Here is a 15728-nt window from a genome sequence, read left to right on the forward strand (position 1 = left end):
CGGCGAGCGGCGCACAGCGGTGTCAGCACAGCGGTGTCAGCACGGTGGTGTTCGCACGGCGGTGTTCGCACGGCGGTGTTCGCGCTGGACCGGTCACGGCGCGTCGTGGCCGGTCAGGTCAGAGCGCGGCCCAGCAGGTACACGATGGGCGCCGCGGCAGTGAGCGGCAGAGCGACACCGGCGGTCATGTGGACGAAGCGCGAGGGGTAGTCGTAGCTCGCCACGCGAAGCCCCACGAGGGCGCACACACCGGCGCCCGTCCCGAGCAGCGCCCCACCGAGCGGCCCTGTCCCGACCACACCGCCTGCCGCCGCACCGGCGCCCGCCGCCGCGAGGAGTGCTGCCACGACCGACGCGGCACCAGGCAGCGGAAGCGCCCGGGCGATGGTGGCCGCGGCGACCGCGAGGCCGCCCACGGCCACGGCGTCCGGTTCGGCAGCGAGATATCCCGTCGCGACGATCGTCAGTGCGGCCGAGGCGACCGTGGCCATGAGGCCCTGCATCCGCTCGTCCGCGGAGGCGTGGCTGCGCAGTTGCAGCACGAGCGTGAGCAGGACCCAGACACCGAGGGTGCCGATGATCGCGCCGGGCGCGTGCTCACGGCCCGCGGTGACCAGCACGGTGTCCGCGACGACGCCGCCCGCGAAGGCGAGGGCGATGCCCTGCCGGGCGGGCCACATGCCGTTCAGCCGGAACCAGCCCGCAGCGGTCACGGCCTGCAGCAGGATCAGCGGAAGGAGAAGGACGTACGACGACTGGGCGATGCCGGCGGCGGCGAGCAGCAGACCGGTCACGGCCGTCAGTCCCGCGGGCTGGATGCCGGGCGGAATGATCGGCGAACGTCCCTCGGCGCGGGCTCGCCGGGCGTCGGTGATCCGGTTGTTGCCCAAGGTGACGGGCGCGCTGTAGGCGGGCTCCCCGGCAGCAGGTGCCCCGTACGCGGGGGCCCCGGCCGGCGCGGCGCCTGCGGCCGGCGCCTGGGCCGGTGTCTCGGGCGGCAGCGGGGCGGACCCCGGGCCGTGCGGCCCACCCTGCTGCGGCAGATACGTCGTCTCGGCGGCGTGCCCCGGGTACTGGGCCTGCGGCGCCGGCCGGCCCTGCTGGACCTGTGGCTGGTACTGGGTGTCCCAGGTCTGGCCCTCCCACGTCTGAGCGACGTCGGGGTCGGGCTGGTGGCTCTGTCCGTAAGGGTCGTACGGGTACTGCTGCTCGCTGCTCATGCTGTGCGGTTCACCCTCCTGCGAACGGCGGGAGCACCTCGACCGTGCCGCCCTCGGCAAGCCGTACGCTCTCATGTCCGCGGGTACCGACGGGATCACCGTCGACGAGGAAGGAACACCGCTGGAGCACGCGGACGAGCTCGCCCGGGTGTCTCTCGCGGGCGGCGTCCAGCGCCTCTGCCAGGTTCTCCGCGGCGTAGGGCTCCTCGGCCACGCCTGCGGCCGCCTTGGCCGCTGCCCAGTAGCGGATGGTCCCCGCTGCCATGGCGCCACTCCTCTCGTCGGCTCGTCGGTCATCCCATGATGGGCTATGCACGGACGAGCCATTCCGCCAGGCGCCCCAGCAGCTCGTCGTCCGCCGCGTTCTCCGCGTGGCCCATGCCCGGCTCCAGCCAGAGCTCGCAGGGACCGGCCGCCGCCAGCATCCGTGGATGGTCCAGCGGGAAGTACGGGTCACGATCACCGTGGACGATCAGCAGCGGAGCTGGCGCGATCAGGGGCACGGACTCCACGGGGGAGAGCGGCACCGGGTTCCAGTCCTCGTGGTGGATGCGGGTCCGCAGGCCGTACCGTCCGACCATCCGCCCCAGGGGCCGAGCGATCACCCAGTGCAGCCGGCGCATGGGGGCCGTACCCCGGTAGTACCAACGGGCGGGGGCACTCACCGCAACGACGGCGTCCGTGTGGGCAGCCTGTGCATCCGTGCGCCTCTGGTGCGCTTCCGCGAGCTCCCCCGACGCCGTGCCGTACAGCGCCGCATGCCGAAGCACCACGGATCCGCCCATCGAGAAGCCGGCCGTCACGACCTTCCGGTATCCCAGGGACCGCGCCCACGCGACCGCCGCAGCCAGATCCAGCACCTCACGGTCGCCTACCGTGGAGTGACCGCCGGAGCGGCCGTGGCCCCGGAACGAGAAGGTGACGACCGCCGCGTGGCGGGCGAACACCCCCGCCGCACGACGCACCGCCGGCCGGTCCACCGCGCCGGTGAAGCCATGTGCGACGACAATCGCGGTAGCGGTGGCACCGGCCGTGCAGGGCTCGTGGAGCGCTTCGATCCGGACGCCGTCGGAAGTCCTCAGGGTTGCGCGCCGGGGTCCGTGCGTGATCGAGGAAACATCCACATGGTGAAACCGACCCTCTGACGCAGCACTCATGTGGGCTATTCTGCTGGGCAGAGGATCCGGGCGACGCAGCCCCCGGGTCCTTTTGTGTTTCCAGCCCGTTGTTACAGACAGGTGAACGAAACGGTCGAGGGCCCCAGGGTGCGGGGGCCGTGGCCGGGCAAGAAGCAGTGCCGCAAACGCCCCCACCGCCCTCCGGGCGTGGGAGGTGCCCCCCTCTCGCAGGGACGAGGAGGAACCGACGTCATGGGCGAGCGAACCGTGCACGACCGCAGGAACACGACGCAGGCAGGAACGGCGAACCGGGCAGGTGGGACGCGATGAGCTCGCTGCTGCTCCTCACGAACGCCCTTCAGCCGTCGACGGAGGTGCTTCCCGCTCTCGGCCTGCTGCTCCACAACGTCCGGGTCGCGCCCGCCGAGGGCCCGGCCCTCGTCGACACGCCCGGAGCCGATGTGATCCTGGTCGACGGCCGACGCGACCTGCCGCAGGTGCGCAGCCTCTGCCAGCTGCTGCGCTCCACCGGGCCCGGCTGTCCGCTGCTCCTCGTGGTGACGGAGGGCGGCCTCGCGGCCGTCACGGCGGACTGGGGCATCGACGACGTGCTTCTCGACACCGCGGGACCGGCGGAGGTGGAGGCCCGGCTCCGGCTGGCCATGGGCCGCCAGCAGATCACCGCGGACGACTCCCCGATGGAGATCCGCAACGGTGATCTGTCGGTCGACGAGGCGACGTACAGCGCGAAACTGAAGGGCCGGGTCCTGGACCTGACCTTCAAGGAGTTCGAACTGCTGAAGTATCTGGCGCAGCACCCGGGCCGGGTGTTCACGCGGGCGCAGCTCCTGCAGGAGGTGTGGGGCTACGACTACTTCGGCGGCACCCGGACGGTCGACGTCCATGTGCGGCGGCTGCGGGCGAAGCTGGGTCCCGAGCACGAGTCGCTGATCGGAACCGTACGGAACGTGGGCTACCGCTTCGTTGCGCCGGAGAAGGTGGAGCGGGCGGCGGAGGAGGCCAAGGCGAAGGCCGCCGCTTCGGCCGGCCGCGAGGAGGACCCGGCCGAGCAGGAGGAAGCGGCCGTACGCCCTGCCCAGAGGTAGGTCACCACGCGTAGACTTCGCGCGTGGCCAAGGTGACGCGGGACGATGTGGCACGACTGGCGGGTACATCCACCGCCGTCGTCAGCTATGTCATCAACAACGGACCCAGGCCGGTCGCCCCGGCCACGCGCGAGCGGGTACTCGCCGCGATCAAGGAGCTGGGCTACCGGCCCGACCGGGTTGCGCAGGCGATGGCCTCGCGGCGCACGGACCTCATAGGCATGATCGTCCCCGATGCGCGGCAGCCGTTCTTCGCGGAGATGGCGCATGCGGTGGAACGGGCGGCGGCGGACCGCGGAAAGATGGTCCTCGTCGGCAACTCCGACTACCGGGACGAGCGCGAGGTCCACTATCTGCGAGCCTTCCTGGGGATGCGTGTCGCCGGGCTGATCCTGGTCAGCCAGGGTCCCAGCGAGCGGGCGGCGGCGGAGATCGAGGCCTGGGACGCCCGGGTCGTGCTGCTGCACGAGCGGCCGGAGGCGATCGACGACGTGGCGGTCGTGACCGACGACATCGGCGGGGCGCAGCTCGCGACCAGGCATCTGCTGGAGCATGGACACGAGTACGTCGCCTGTCTCGGCGGCATCGAGAACACCCCGGCGGTCGGCGACCCGGTGGCCGATCACGTCGAGGGCTGGCGGCGAGCCATGCTGGAGGCCGGGCGGACGACCGAGGGCCGGCTGTTCCAGGCCCCGTACAACCGGTACGACGCCTACCTCGTCGCCCTGAAGCTCCTGTCCGGCCCCGACAGACCGCCGGCGATCTTCTGCGCCACTGACGACCAGGCGATCGGTGTCCTGAGGGCCGCGCGCGAACTGCGTATAGACGTGCCGGGCGAGCTGGCCGTGGCCGGCTTCGACGACGTCAAGGAGGCGGCCCTGACCGATCCTCCCCTGACGACGATCGCCTCCGACCGCCCTGCGATGGCGCGCGCGGCGGTGGATCTGGTCCTGGACGACGGCCTGCGGGTCATCGGTTCGCGCCGGGAGCGGGTGAAGCAGTTCCCTTCGGCGCTGATCGTCCGCCGCTCCTGCGGCTGCGCCTGACCGGGGCCCCGCCCCCGTCCGGGGCAACGGGCTTCACCGCGCCGCCCACGTCGGCAGCCGCCGGCGACACCGGCCCGAACGGTCGGCGCCGCGGTGCCCCTGCGCGGGGGCGCACATGACGCAGCGTCAGTGGAGGCGCCGGCACCCAGGCCCGTGCTGCCTCACCCGTGCTGCCTCGCCCGTGCTGCCTCGGTGGTTGTGCCGAACGGTCCTTGGCGCCGGTGGACGTGCCCGCACGTCAGTAGACGAGTGCCTGGACCCCGTCGGCCGTCGCCTCGCTGACGAAGACCTGCGCGCCGGCGATCCGTACGCCCTCGATCACGTCCTTCTCCGTGATCTCGCGCCGCGCCGCGCACTGGGTGCAGAGCGTGATCTGTCCTGCCGCCCGGATCGACTCGATCAGATCCGGCAGTGGGGCGGCGTGCGGAAGCTCGAACTCCGCGGCACGGCCCGGCAGCGCGAACCACGAGGACTCGCCGGTCAGCCACAGTGAGATCTCCACTCCGCTGGCCGCGGCGACGGCCGCGACCGTGAAGGCCTGCGAGCAGCGTTCGGGGGCATCGGCCCCGGCGGTCACCTTGATCACGAGCTTCTTCGCCATACGCCGAACTGTAATGCGCGGTGGTACGGCCCGGCTCCGGGCGTGGGTCGCTCGTGCGGAGCGCGGACGACGGATTCGTCGGCGCGCATTCGTCGGGAGCCCTCGGGGCAGGACGCCGGGGAGACCCGCCACGCCTGTGTCGTCGCGGGCGACCCGTGGCGTTGATCGTCCCTTCGCGGAACGGCGGGGCGGCTGCAGTCCCGTTCCACCGGACGGTCGTTCTGCAGAACCCGCTGCTGGGCCGAGGGAGACCGACCTCGCAGAGAGGGCCGGACCCCAGCCCACTAAGCTGGGGTCTGGCCCGTACTGCGTTCACTGCTCATTCAAGGAGCACCCGTGATTCTTTTCTTCGAGATCCTGCTGATCCTGGTCTGCGTCGGCGTGCTCGCGTTCACCGGCCTGGCCGTGAAGAAGCTGTACCAGGGCCAGCGCTAATCCCCACTACAGATCGACTGAGCGACTGATGATCGAGATCCCGTCCGACCTGAACCCGGACCTCGTCCCCCTCGCGTTCCTCCTCGGCACCTGGGAAGGTGCCGGCGTCTCCGACTTCCCCGGCGCCGAGAAGTGCAACTTCGGCCAGTCGGTGACGTTCAGCCACGACGGCCGGGACTTCATCGAGTACGTCTCGCACACCTGGGTGCTGGACCCCGAGGGCAAGAAGGTCAGGCCGCTCGAGTCCGAGACCGGCTACTGGCGGATCGACAAGGACCGCAAGGTCGAGGTCGTCATGGCCCGCGACCAGGGTGTCGTGGAGATCTGGTACGGCTCCCTCGCCGACCAGAAGCCGCAGATCGACCTGGTGACGGACGCCGTCGCGCGCACCGCGGCCTCCGGCCCGTACACCGGGGGCAAGCGGCTCTACGGCTACGTCAAGGGCGACCTGATGTGGGTCGGCGAGAAGGCCACCCCCGAGGTGCCGCTGCGGCCGTACATGTCGGCGCACCTCAAGAAGGTCGTCACCCCCGAACAGGTCGAGCAGTGGGCGAAGGACCTCGGCGACCTCCCGGACGACGGCATCGCCTTCTTCAAGTAGGCCGTTTCAAGCAGACCATCGGGCCTTCGAGCAGACCGTCGTGCCCGGGGCCTGCCAGGACCGGCCGGGACGGGCCAGGACCGGCCAAGGACTCCCCGGCAGACCGGGGCGGGCTCACCGCGCGCGCCTACACTGGACGCGTGGTGAGCACCGACTGGAAGAGCGATCTGCGGCAGCGCGGCTACCGGCTGACCCCTCAGCGCCAGCTTGTCCTCGAAGCCGTCGACACCCTGGAGCACGCGACACCCGACGACATCCTCGTCGAGGTGCGCAAAACTGCCTCCGGAATCAACATCTCCACGGTCTACCGGACCCTGGAGCTGCTCGAGGAGCTGGGTCTGGTCTCGCACGCCCATCTGGGCCACGGCGCGCCGACGTACCACCTGGCCGACCGGCACCACCATCTGCATCTGGTCTGCCGGGACTGCACGAACGTCATCGAGGCGGACGTCGAAGTCGCCGCCGACTTCACCGCGAAGCTCCGCGAGACCTTCGGTTTCGAAACGGACATGAAGCACTTCGCGATCTTCGGGCGGTGCAGCGACTGCACGGTGAAGGCGGCTGCTGACCAGTCGTAGGCTTGTGCGTATGCAGCGACATTCAACGACCAGCCCTCTGCTGTCCCTGCCCGGCGCCGTGCCCTCCGAGGGGCGCGACGAAGGTGTCGCCGCACACTACGGCGATCTGTTCCGCGAGCAGCGCACGCTCGCCGACGGCGGCGGTCTCGTCGACCTCTCGCACCGCGGAGTCGTCACCGTGTCCGGCAGCGACCGGCTGAGCTGGCTGCATCTGCTGCTCACCCAGCATGTCAGCGACCTCCCGGCCGGACAGGCGACCGAGGCGCTGATCCTGTCCGCGCACGGCCACATCGAGCACGCGCTCTCTCTCGTGGACGACGGCGAGACAGTGTGGGCCCATGTCGAACCCGGGACGCAGGACGCGCTCATCGCGTACCTGGAGTCGATGAAGTTCTTCTACCAGGTGGAGGTCGCCGACCGGACGGACGAGTTCGCCGTCGTGCATCTGCCGGCCGGTTCGATCGCCGAGGTGCCGGACGGGGTGGTCGTAAGGGAGACCCCGCAGGGCCGCGACCTGTTCCTGCCGCGCGGGGACCTGGAGACGTACGCGGCGGCCAACGGCCCCGCGGTCGGGATGCTCGCCTACGAGGCGCTGCGCGTCGAGGCGCACCGCCCACGCCTCGGCTTCGAGACCGACCACCGGACGATCCCGCACGAGGTCGGGCTGATCGGCAGCGCGGTGCATCTGCAGAAGGGCTGCTACCGGGGACAGGAGACCGTGGCCCGCGTCCACAACCTCGGGAAGCCCCCGCGGCGGCTGGTCTTTCTGCACCTGGACGGCAGCGAGGTGCATCTGCCCGGCCACGGCACACCGGTCCGGCTGGCCGCGGACGGGGAGGACGGACGGCAGCTGGGGTTCGTCACGACATCGGCCCGGCACCACGAGCTGGGACCGATCGCCCTGGCGCTGGTGAAGCGGAACGTGCCCGTGGACGCGGAGCTGCTGGCGGGGAACACGGCCGCGGCCCAGGAGACGGTCGTCGAGCCCTGACGTGAGCGAGTCGGGGCGGCGGCGCCGGAAGGGCCTCCCCCGGCGGCCCGGTGCGTCCGGTGCACGGGCGAACCCGCGCCGGTGCACGGTCGGACCCACGACGCGGCGGTGGGTCCGTGACCGCCTCAGACCTCGATCAGTACGGTGAACGGGCCGTGATTCGTGAGCGACACCCGCATGCTCGCTCCGAACCGGCCCGTCTCCACACGCGCCCCCAGCGCCCGCAGCTGCGCCACGACCTCGTCGACGAGCGGCTCCGCGATCTCGCCGGGCGCAGCGGCGTTCCAGGTGGGGCGGCGCCCCTTGCGGGCATCCCCGTAGAGGGTGAACTGCGAAATCACCAGCAACGGCGCATTGACGTCCGAGCAGGACTTCTCGCCGTCCAGGATCCGCACCGACCAGAGTTTGCGGGCCAGCTGTGCGGCCTTCTCCGGTGTGTCCCCGTGGGTGACCCCCACCAGTACACACAGCCCTTCTCCGACGATTTCGCCCACCGTCTCGCCGGCCACCACGACGCTCGCGCCGTCGACCCGCTGTACCACTGCTCGCATACGGACCAACCTATCCGGGACCAGTCCGTGCGTATCCGGGGCTGAACGGGTGCAGAGCACCTGCGTACGAACCGCCCGGAATGGCACGATGCACGGAGTCGGTGCTTCCCCTCGGCCCTCCAAGCCCGGGGAGACCCCATGCACCGGTCGAGGGGATCAAGCAATGAGCACTTCTGGCGCCGGGCAGTCATCCGGTCCCGTTCCGACGACCATCCGCAGCGGTACGGGCGCGGTGCGTCCGCCCGTACAACGCACCGCGGGCCCCGCGGGCACTCTGCCCGAGCCGCGCAAGCACGACCTCGGCGCGCTGAGACTGCCGGAACTGCGCGCGCTGCGCCGTGACTCCCAGCGGGACGAGGCGGATCTCAGCTATGTACGGCGGCTGCTGCACGGTCGTATCGACATTCTGCGGGCAGAGCTCTCCCGCCGTACGGGAGCGCCGGCCCGGACGGACCAGGGCGGCCCGGCCGATCCGGACGCCGTCGTCCACCGGCTCTCGGAGATCCTCGCGGACCCGCCGTCGCGGCGGGGCAGCTCGGCCCGTCATGTGACGCTGTCCACGCCCCGGGGCGAGGAGTCCGGACGCCTGGCCACGGAGATGCTGGCCGAGGTGGAACTGTCCGACCTCGACGCGCGTACGGACGAGGAGCTCCACGCGGCCATGGGGCGTCTGGCGAGATACGAGCAGGAGGTGTCGCGGCAGCGTGCTGAGCTGCAGCGGACCGCGGACGACTGCAGCGCGGAAATCGCCCGCAGGTACCGTGAAGGTGAAGCACAAGTAGACGACCTGCTCACCTGAGGACATCGTCCGGGCGGGTCCTCTGTCCGGAAGGCACACCGCCGATGAGCACCACCACCGCATCCGCGATACATCCGGTCCTCGCCGAAGTCGTGCGTTCCGGCTTCGTCGAGGGCCGGCACCGGGGATCGCTGGTGGTACTGGCGGCGGACGGCAGCGTGGAGTTCGCGCTGGGCGATCCGACGGCGCCGGTCTTCCCGCGTTCGTCGAGCAAGCCGATGCAGGCCGCCGCCGTGCTGCGGGCGGGCCTCGACATCGCAGGGGAGCGACTGGCGCTGGCCAGCGCCAGCCACTCAGGCGAGGCGTTCCACCTGGAACTCGCCCGCAAGATGCTCGCCGAGAACGGACTCACCCCCGGGGATCTGCAGACCCCGCCCGATCTGCCGCTGGACCCGGCCGAGGCGGAGGCGTATCTCGCGGCCGGGCTGGTGCGGGACAGGGTCACCATGAACTGCTCGGGCAAGCACGCGGCGATGCTGGCGGCCTGCACGTGGAACGGCTGGCCCCTGGACTCGTATCTCGACCCGTCCCATCCCCTGCAGCGGCTCGTGCGCACCGTCGTGGAGGAGACGGCTGGTGAGCCGGTCGCCGCCGTCGGTACGGACGGCTGCGGTGCGCCGCTGATGGCGATCAGTCTGACCGGCCTGGCGCGGGCCTATCGCTCGTTCGTGCTGGCCCCGGAGGGGTCGGCAGAGCGACGGGTCGCGGACGCGATGACCTCGCACCCCGAGTACGTCGCCGGAACGCGCCGACCCGACACCTGGCTGATGCGGGCCGTGCCCGGCGCGCTGTCGAAGATGGGCGCCGAGGCGGTCCAGGCGGTGGCCCTTCCCGACGGGCGGGCCTGCGCCTTCAAGGTCGACGACGGCGCGGGACGGGCACTGGGCCCGGTGCTGGCCCGCTGCCTGGAGAGGCTCGGTGTGGACGACCCGGTGCTGGCGCGGATCGCGGAGGTGCCGCTGCTGGGTGGTGGACGACCGGTGGGGGAGATCCGCGCGGCGTTCTGACGCGGATCGCACGCGGGGCCGGGACGTCGGTCCGCCCGGCGGATCCGGGGCGTCGGTCCGCACGGGCATCGGAGGCGCCGCCTTGCGGATCCGGGGCGTCGGTCCGCACGGGCATCCGGGACGTCGGATGCGGATCCCGGACGTCGGTCCGCACGGGCATCCGGGAGTTCGGTCCGCTCAGGCAGCCGGGACTGTCGATCCGCTCGGGGTACGCCGCCCGCATGGCCTCCCGATCACAGCACCGGCCACTTCTACGAGGGCCCGCGCCGGAATCCTGCGCGGCCCCCCGCCGGGCCCCGCACCGTCCCCTTGCCGAGACCGCAAAGCGGTGCCGGGCGACGCTCGCCGGTGAACCTTTCGGGTCACGGCACTAGCGTGGACTGTATGAGCCTTGCGGGCATCGAGGTGCGCACCGTCACCGAGGCCGAGGGCCGTGACTGGCTGCGGGCCATGGCCACGGGCTTTCTGATGTCTCCCGTCGTGACGGAGACCGAGGCCGCCGACCGGCTCGCCCACATGGATCTCGCACGGGTGAGGGGTGCCTTCGACGCGGGCCGGTGCGTGGGAACGTACTACTCCTTCCCGCAGCAGCTCACGGCTGTCGGCGGTGCCTTCGTCGGCGCGGACGCCGTCACCCAGGTCACGGTCGCGCCGACCCATCGCCGTCGCGGCATCCTCACCCGGATGATCACTGATGATCTGGCGGAGGCGAAGGAACGCGGTGACACCGTCGCGACGCTGGTCGCGGCCGAGCACCGTATCTACGGGCGGTACGGCTTCGGCCCGGCCGCCTGGCTCACCGAGTGGGAGATCGACGTCCCGCGCAGTGGCCTGGATCCGCGATGGCCGGGCCCGGCCGACGGGGGCCGGGTGGACATGGCCGGCGCCGAGGACGTCCGCAAACTGGGACCGGAGCTGTACGAGCGGTTCCGGGCCCGGCAGCACGGCGCCGTCGACCGGGACGAGCGCTGGTGGAGTCTGAACACCGGTGTGGTGCGGATGGCCTCGCGGCCGTGGACGGAGCCGTACTACGCGGTGTACCGCTCGGCTGCGGGTGAGGTCGAGGGCCTCATCACCTACAGGGTGGACGCCCACTGGAGCGACGCAGGGCAGCCCGCGAACACGGCGAGGGCCGAGAGCCTGATCGCGGTCACTCCGGCCGCGGAACGGGCCCTGTGGCAGTTCGTCTGCTCGATCGACTGGATCACCAAGGTCCGCTCGGGCGGCCGCGCCCCTGACGACCTGCTCCCGCAGTTCCTCCCGGACTCCCGCGCGGCCCGGGTCGTCTCGCAGTCGGACTTTCCGTGGGTGCGGATGCTGGACGTCGTACGGGCACTCCAGTCACGTGCGTACGAGGCAGCCGGATCGCTGGTGCTCGACGTGCACGACGATTCGGGACTGGCCGCCGGCCGCTTCCGGCTGGACGCCACACCGGAAGGGGCGTGGTGCGTACCGACGACGGAGGCGGCCGATCTGTCGCTGGGGGCCTGCGAGTTGGGGACGCTCTATCTCGGGGACGAGTCGGTCCTGCGCCTGGTGGCGCTGGGCCGCATCGACGAGAACCGTCCGGGCGCGGCGACGCGGGCGGACACGGTGCTCCGCGCGCGACGCCGGGCGTGGTGCCCTGACATGTTCTGAGCCGAGTTACCGTCCGAAGCTCTTGCGCACCTGCGTATTCGGATCACAGGGCGCCGTCCCCGTTGCCGTGGCAGCCCGGCGCGGAGTGGCGGCGGCCGATCCCGGCCGCGGCCCGGCGGGTACGGACGGCGGGAGTGCCGCACGGCAGGCGTCAGACCGTCAGGACCACCTTCCCCACCAGCGCTCGCGACTCGATCGCCGCGTGTGCGTCCGATGCCCGTGACAGGGGGAAGGTCGCTCCGATGACCGGGCGGAGGATGCCCGAGGCCGCGGCGGCGAGGGCCCGGCCGGCCAGTTCGGTGTGAGTGGCGGGGGAGAGCTGGACGTCCGTGATGCCGAGCAGGCGCACCCCGCGGCGGTGTGCATCGTCCGGGTCCACCGGGGCGAAGCCGCCGGTGGGAGCGCCGTGGCCCGAGAAGCGGCCACCGTCGGCGGTGAGCCCGAATGCGGCGAGCCCCGGCTCGCCGCCGACCCCGTCCAGCACGACATCGGCGCCTGCGCCGCCGAGTGCCTCGCGGGCCCGCTCCGTCCAGCCGGGTACGGCCGCGTCCACGACGGCGTCGGCACCCAGGTCCCGTACGAGAGAGGTCTTCCGGTCGCCCCTGGCGACGGCGACGACATGCGCGCCCGCCGCACCGACCAGCTGGACCAGCAGGGTGCCCATGCCGCCCGATGCGCCCGTGATCAGTACGCGTTCACCCGGCTTGATCCCGGTCAGGTCGATCAGGGCATGCGCGGTGACGCCGTCGTGGATCAGTGCCGCCGCGTCCGTGAAGGCGACTCCGTCCGGCACCGGGGCCAGCGACTCCACGGCCGCGACGGCCCGCTCCGCATATCCGCCGGTGAAGCCGATGGACGCGGCCACCCGGCGTCCCAGCCATGTCTCGTCGACGCCCGCGCCGACAGCCCGCACCGTGCCGGCGACACCGCCCCCGGGCACGTACGGCGGGTGCAGCGGGAAGAAGTCCGTTCCCCAGCCGGCCCGGAGCTGCGTCTCCACGAAGATCGTGTCGATCGCGGCGGTCTCCACCAGCACCTCACCGGGACCGGCCTCCGGCTCCGGTGCCCGAGCCGTCACCAGTACCTCCGGTCCGCCGAATTCGGTCACCTGTGCCACACGCATTCCGTCCACACCTCTCCGGTCGGGACTCCGGTCGTTCCGGAGCCCGTACACGGAAGTCTTGAACCTCAACTGTGGTTGAGGTCAAGCCTGATCGAGTGGGTGCACGAAGGAGGCTCGAGGCAGTCCCCCGGGTCTATGTGACGACCCGGTACTTCATGTGCGTGGCGTTGTCCGTGTGCACCACACGGACCGGTTCGAGGCGCTGGTGCAGGACGCCCAGGTGGTCGAACAATCGCAGGCCCTCCCCGAACAGGAGGGGGAGCACATGGATCTGGATCTCGTCCAGCAGGCCCGCCCTGAGGAACTGCTGCACGGCGTCGGCCCCGCCCGCGATGTCGACGTTGCGGGTACCTGCGGCCTCCTTGGCCTGTTCCAGGGCGCTGTGGATGCCGTCGGTGACGAACGTGTAGCTGGTGCCGCCGTCCTTCGCCTCGGGTCGGCGGGGGCGGTGGGTAAGGATGAACACCGGGGCCCGGAAGGGCGGGTTGTCACCCCAGGGCTTCTCGCCGGTGTCGAACATCGTCCGGCCCATGACCACCGCACCCGTCGCGTCGAACCACTCGCCGACGATCTCCGAGTCGCGGTTGTGCTCCCCACCGCTCAGGCCCTGGCGCTCCCGCCAGCTGGCCAGGCCCGCCATCCAGTCGTGCAAGGGCGCGCCACCGTCGCCGCCGGGGTTGTCGACGCCGCTGTTCGGGCCGGCGATGAAGCCGTCGAGCGACATCATCAGGTCCGCGGTCACTTGTGCGCCGGTCGCCGTTGTCTTCGCCATGTTTCCTGCCTCCTGGCAGCCGTGCTCCGGAGTGCTCCGTGCTCTCACTCAGGGCGTCGAACGGGACTCGACGTTTTCGACACGCGCGACAGGAGAACTGCCGCCCTCGGGCGATCCCGGGCCGTCTCAGCCGTTGGGCGGGTCTCCCCCTCGGTCGTCGCGCCGGTCTCCCTGTCGGTCATCGTGTCCGCCGTCGCCTCGCTCGTCACTGCGTTCGTCGTGGCCGAGAGCCTCGCGCCTGTCCTGAAGGAAGCCACGCTCGGCAGCGTTGCCCGTACGCGCGATCGCGGCCTCGTAGGCCTGTGCTGCCTCGGTGTCACGTCCCAGGCGGCGCAGCAGATCCGCCCGTACGGCATGGAAGACGTGGTAGCCGTCGAGGCCGGAGCCGGAGCCGGAGCCGGAGCCGGAGCCAGGGCCAGGGCCGGAGCCGGAGCCAGGGCCAGGGCCGGAGCCGGAGCCGAGCGCGTCCACGAGAGCCAGGGCCGGTCCTGGGCCCTCGACCTCGGCGACTGCGACGGCGCGGTTGAGCGCGACGACCGGGTTCGGGGCGATCGCGTACAGCTGGTCGTAGAGCCGCAGGATCTGGTGCCAGTCGGTCCCGGCCGCGACCGGTGCGTCGCTGTGGACGGCGTGGATCGCCGCCTGGATCTGGTACGGGCCCGGCCGGTTCCGCCGCAGGCACTGCCGGACGAGGGCCTGGCCCTCCTCGATCAGGCCCCGGTCCCAGCGACCGCGGTCCTGGTCGGCCAGGACCACGAGGCCGCCGTCCGGGGTGGTGCGGGCGTCCCGGCGCGACCGGGCGAGCAGCATCAGCGCCAGCAGGCCCATCACCTCGGGCTCGTCCGGCATGAGTTCGGCCAGGAGCCTTCCCAGGCGGATGGCCTCCGCACAGAGGTCCTCGCGGACGAGCTCTTCGCCCGAGGCGGCCGCGTACCCCTCGTTGAAGATGAGATAGACGACGGCCAGCACGGCCCGGACCCGGTCCGGCAGGTCGGCATCGGTGGGTACGCGGTACGGAATCCCCGCGTCACGGATCTTGCCCTTCGCCCGGACCAGTCGCTGGGCCATGGTCGGCTCGGCCACCAGGAAGGCACGGGCGATCTCCGCCGTGCTCAGGCCACCGAGCAGCCGGAGCGTCAGGGCCACCCGGGAAGCCGGGGCGAGCGCGGGGTGGCAGCAGGTGAAGATCAGGCGCAGCCGGTCGTCGTGCACCGGTCCCTCCTCCCCGGGCGGCGCGTCGCGGGCGTACAGCAGGGCCGCCTGGGCATGCCGGTCTGCGCGCGATGCCTCTCTGCGAAGTCGGTCGACGGCCCGGTTGCGGGCGGTGGTGATGATCCATCCCGCCGGGCTGGGCGGCACCCCGGACGAGGGCCAACGCTCGGCCGCCGTGGTGAACGCGTCCTGGACCGCCTCCTCGGCGATGTCGATGTCGCCGAAGACGCGGACCAGCACGGCGACCGCGCGCCCGTACTCCTGCCGGAACACGCGCTCCACCGCCGATGCGCTCGTCATGCACAGCTTCCGTGCTGGAGCGGCCTCACCTCGATCGGGAGAGTGATCGCCCGGGCGAGCTTGCGGCCCCATTCGAGTGCCGCGTCGAGATCGGGCGCCTGGACGACCGTGAACCCGCCGATGTGCTCCTTGCCCTCGACGTAAGGGCCGTCGGTCATCAGCACCGCGTCGTCCTCGAGGTGCAGAACCGTGGCGGTGCTCGGGGGGTGCAGGCCCCCGGAGAAGACCCAGGCACCGGCCGCCTTCATCTCGGCGCTGACCGCCTCCACATCCCGCATGATCGGTTCCAGGAACTCGGGCGGGGGGATCGGACCGTCGGGCTGATAGATGCTGAGCAGGTACTGCTTCATGGTGTTCCTCCTTCGGCGTACTGACACCGGGGGTGTGAGCGGGGCCGCGGCCCCGCCGTCGTCGTCGCGGTGGGGGCAGCGGTCGGGGCCGTCGTCGTTCCGGCCTCACCCTCCATACGAACGGTGCCGCCCCGGATCGACACCTCGCCGCCCGAAAACCCGCGTCCGGGCCAGCGCCGGGAGCCCGCGTCCGGGCCAGCGCCGGGAGCCCGCATTGGGAGCCAGCGCCGGAAACCGCTGTCCGCAGCCAGCGCCGGGAGCCCGCGTCCGGGGCCGCTGC

The 15728-nt window shown here is 71.7% G+C and carries 17 protein-coding genes; 8 read left to right on the top strand and 9 right to left on the bottom strand.

All coding sequences use genetic code 11. The features are described 5' to 3' along the window. Positions 1–113 precede the first annotated feature (113 nt). From AC068D_RS10965 to AC068D_RS10975, 3 genes are read right to left on the bottom strand one after another with little or no spacing between them, the layout of a single operon-like run. Complete coding sequence (locus tag AC068D_RS10965) at positions 114–1220, bottom strand: hypothetical protein (protein WP_478822665.1); 1107 nt, start codon at positions 1218–1220, stop codon at positions 114–116. A gap of 10 nt (positions 1221–1230) precedes the next feature. Next, positions 1231–1485: a MoaD/ThiS family protein gene (locus AC068D_RS10970; protein WP_478822666.1), complete on the bottom strand. Its 255-nt coding sequence runs from the start codon at positions 1483–1485 to the stop codon at positions 1231–1233. Positions 1486–1528: 43 nt separating this feature from the next. Next, positions 1529–2377, bottom strand: a complete 849-nt coding sequence (locus tag AC068D_RS10975; protein ID WP_478822667.1) for an alpha/beta hydrolase — start codon at positions 2375–2377, stop codon at positions 1529–1531. 287 nt (positions 2378–2664) lie between these two features. Here AC068D_RS10975 and AC068D_RS10980 point away from each other — a divergent pair, with 287 nt between their 5' ends. Together AC068D_RS10980 and AC068D_RS10985 are read left to right on the top strand one after the other, a co-directional pair. Then, positions 2665–3444, top strand: a complete 780-nt coding sequence (locus tag AC068D_RS10980) for a winged helix-turn-helix transcriptional regulator (protein ID WP_478822668.1) — start codon at positions 2665–2667, stop codon at positions 3442–3444. 23 nt (positions 3445–3467) lie between these two features. Then, positions 3468–4490, top strand: coding sequence for a LacI family DNA-binding transcriptional regulator (locus AC068D_RS10985; protein WP_478822669.1), 1023 nt, complete (start codon positions 3468–3470; stop codon positions 4488–4490). Positions 4491–4728: 238 nt separating this feature from the next. On the opposite strand, the gene AC068D_RS10990 is transcribed toward AC068D_RS10985, so the two are convergent. Further along, positions 4729–5091, bottom strand: a complete 363-nt coding sequence (locus AC068D_RS10990; RefSeq protein WP_478822670.1) for a DsrE family protein — start codon at positions 5089–5091, stop codon at positions 4729–4731. 463 nt (positions 5092–5554) lie between these two features. On the opposite strand from AC068D_RS10990, the gene AC068D_RS10995 reads away from it, so the two are divergent. From AC068D_RS10995 to ygfZ, 3 genes are all read left to right on the top strand, one after another. Further along, positions 5555–6127, top strand: a complete 573-nt coding sequence (locus AC068D_RS10995; RefSeq protein WP_478822671.1) for a heme-binding beta-barrel domain-containing protein — start codon at positions 5555–5557, stop codon at positions 6125–6127. Between the two features lie 140 nt (positions 6128–6267). Then, positions 6268–6705: a Fur family transcriptional regulator gene (locus tag AC068D_RS11000; protein ID WP_478822672.1), complete on the top strand. Its 438-nt coding sequence runs from the start codon at positions 6268–6270 to the stop codon at positions 6703–6705. 10 nt (positions 6706–6715) lie between these two features. Next, complete coding sequence (gene ygfZ / locus AC068D_RS11005; protein WP_478822673.1) at positions 6716–7696, top strand: CAF17-like 4Fe-4S cluster assembly/insertion protein YgfZ; 981 nt, start codon at positions 6716–6718, stop codon at positions 7694–7696. A gap of 125 nt (positions 7697–7821) precedes the next feature. Here ygfZ and dtd read toward each other — a convergent pair whose 3' ends face one another. Beyond that, a complete protein-coding gene (gene dtd, locus AC068D_RS11010) occupies positions 7822–8247 on the bottom strand; it encodes a D-aminoacyl-tRNA deacylase (protein WP_478822674.1) in 426 nt (141 codons plus the stop codon). Positions 8248–8410: 163 nt separating this feature from the next. On the opposite strand from dtd, the gene AC068D_RS11015 reads away from it, so the two are divergent. The 3 genes from AC068D_RS11015 to AC068D_RS11025 all read left to right on the top strand — a co-directional run bounded on the left by AC068D_RS11015 (position 8411) and on the right by AC068D_RS11025 (position 11691). Then, a complete protein-coding gene (locus AC068D_RS11015) occupies positions 8411–9046 on the top strand; it encodes an RsiG family protein (RefSeq protein WP_478822675.1) in 636 nt (211 codons plus the stop codon). Between the two features lie 44 nt (positions 9047–9090). Further along, positions 9091–10053, top strand: a complete 963-nt coding sequence (locus tag AC068D_RS11020) for an asparaginase (RefSeq protein ID WP_478822676.1) — start codon at positions 9091–9093, stop codon at positions 10051–10053. Positions 10054–10437: 384 nt separating this feature from the next. Further along, positions 10438–11691 (top strand): GNAT family N-acetyltransferase, encoded by a 1254-nt coding sequence (locus AC068D_RS11025; protein WP_478822677.1) that lies wholly within the window; start codon positions 10438–10440, stop codon positions 11689–11691. A 151-nt stretch (positions 11692–11842) separates the two neighbouring features. Here AC068D_RS11025 and AC068D_RS11030 read toward each other — a convergent pair whose 3' ends face one another. From AC068D_RS11030 to AC068D_RS11045, 4 genes are all read right to left on the bottom strand, one after another. After that, positions 11843–12814 carry a zinc-binding dehydrogenase gene (locus tag AC068D_RS11030; protein ID WP_478822678.1) on the bottom strand — a complete coding sequence of 324 codons (972 nt, stop codon included), beginning with the start codon at positions 12812–12814 and terminating at the stop codon, positions 11843–11845. Between the two features lie 133 nt (positions 12815–12947). Further along, the gene (locus AC068D_RS11035) at positions 12948–13586 is read right to left on the bottom strand and encodes a dihydrofolate reductase family protein (protein WP_478822679.1); all 639 of its coding nucleotides are present in this window, start codon (positions 13584–13586) and stop codon (positions 12948–12950) included. 126 nt (positions 13587–13712) lie between these two features. Further along, positions 13713–15098, bottom strand: coding sequence for an RNA polymerase sigma factor (locus AC068D_RS11040; RefSeq protein WP_478822680.1), 1386 nt, complete (start codon positions 15096–15098; stop codon positions 13713–13715). Then, complete coding sequence (locus tag AC068D_RS11045) at positions 15095–15448, bottom strand: YciI family protein (protein ID WP_478822681.1); 354 nt, start codon at positions 15446–15448, stop codon at positions 15095–15097. The genes AC068D_RS11040 and AC068D_RS11045 overlap by 4 nt, the downstream gene beginning before the upstream one ends. Positions 15449–15728 lie beyond the last annotated feature (280 nt).

The sequence above is a fragment of the Streptomyces sp. NPDC043861 genome (assembly GCF_056435905.1).

What these genes read in the sequence shown, in the direction of transcription:
- AC068D_RS10965 (WP_478822665.1), bottom strand. Translation starts at nt 1,220, where the DNA reads ATGAGCAGCGAGCAGCAGTACCCGTACGACCCTTACGGACAGAGCCAC.
- AC068D_RS10970 (WP_478822666.1), bottom strand. Translation starts at nt 1,485, where the DNA reads ATGGCAGCGGGGACCATCCGCTACTGGGCAGCGGCCAAGGCGGCCGCA.
- AC068D_RS10975 (WP_478822667.1), bottom strand. Translation starts at nt 2,377, where the DNA reads ATGAGTGCTGCGTCAGAGGGTCGGTTTCACCATGTGGATGTTTCCTCG.
- AC068D_RS10980 (WP_478822668.1), top strand. Translation starts at nt 2,665, where the DNA reads ATGAGCTCGCTGCTGCTCCTCACGAACGCCCTTCAGCCGTCGACGGAG.
- AC068D_RS10990 (WP_478822670.1), bottom strand. Translation starts at nt 5,091, where the DNA reads ATGGCGAAGAAGCTCGTGATCAAGGTGACCGCCGGGGCCGATGCCCCC.
- AC068D_RS10995 (WP_478822671.1), top strand. Translation starts at nt 5,555, where the DNA reads ATGATCGAGATCCCGTCCGACCTGAACCCGGACCTCGTCCCCCTCGCG.
- ygfZ (WP_478822673.1), top strand. Translation starts at nt 6,716, where the DNA reads ATGCAGCGACATTCAACGACCAGCCCTCTGCTGTCCCTGCCCGGCGCC.
- dtd (WP_478822674.1), bottom strand. Translation starts at nt 8,247, where the DNA reads ATGCGAGCAGTGGTACAGCGGGTCGACGGCGCGAGCGTCGTGGTGGCC.
- AC068D_RS11015 (WP_478822675.1), top strand. Translation starts at nt 8,411, where the DNA reads ATGAGCACTTCTGGCGCCGGGCAGTCATCCGGTCCCGTTCCGACGACC.
- AC068D_RS11020 (WP_478822676.1), top strand. Translation starts at nt 9,091, where the DNA reads ATGAGCACCACCACCGCATCCGCGATACATCCGGTCCTCGCCGAAGTC.
- AC068D_RS11025 (WP_478822677.1), top strand. Translation starts at nt 10,438, where the DNA reads ATGAGCCTTGCGGGCATCGAGGTGCGCACCGTCACCGAGGCCGAGGGC.
- AC068D_RS11030 (WP_478822678.1), bottom strand. Translation starts at nt 12,814, where the DNA reads ATGCGTGTGGCACAGGTGACCGAATTCGGCGGACCGGAGGTACTGGTG.
- AC068D_RS11035 (WP_478822679.1), bottom strand. Translation starts at nt 13,586, where the DNA reads ATGGCGAAGACAACGGCGACCGGCGCACAAGTGACCGCGGACCTGATG.
- AC068D_RS11040 (WP_478822680.1), bottom strand. Translation starts at nt 15,098, where the DNA reads ATGACGAGCGCATCGGCGGTGGAGCGCGTGTTCCGGCAGGAGTACGGG.
- AC068D_RS11045 (WP_478822681.1), bottom strand. Translation starts at nt 15,448, where the DNA reads ATGAAGCAGTACCTGCTCAGCATCTATCAGCCCGACGGTCCGATCCCC.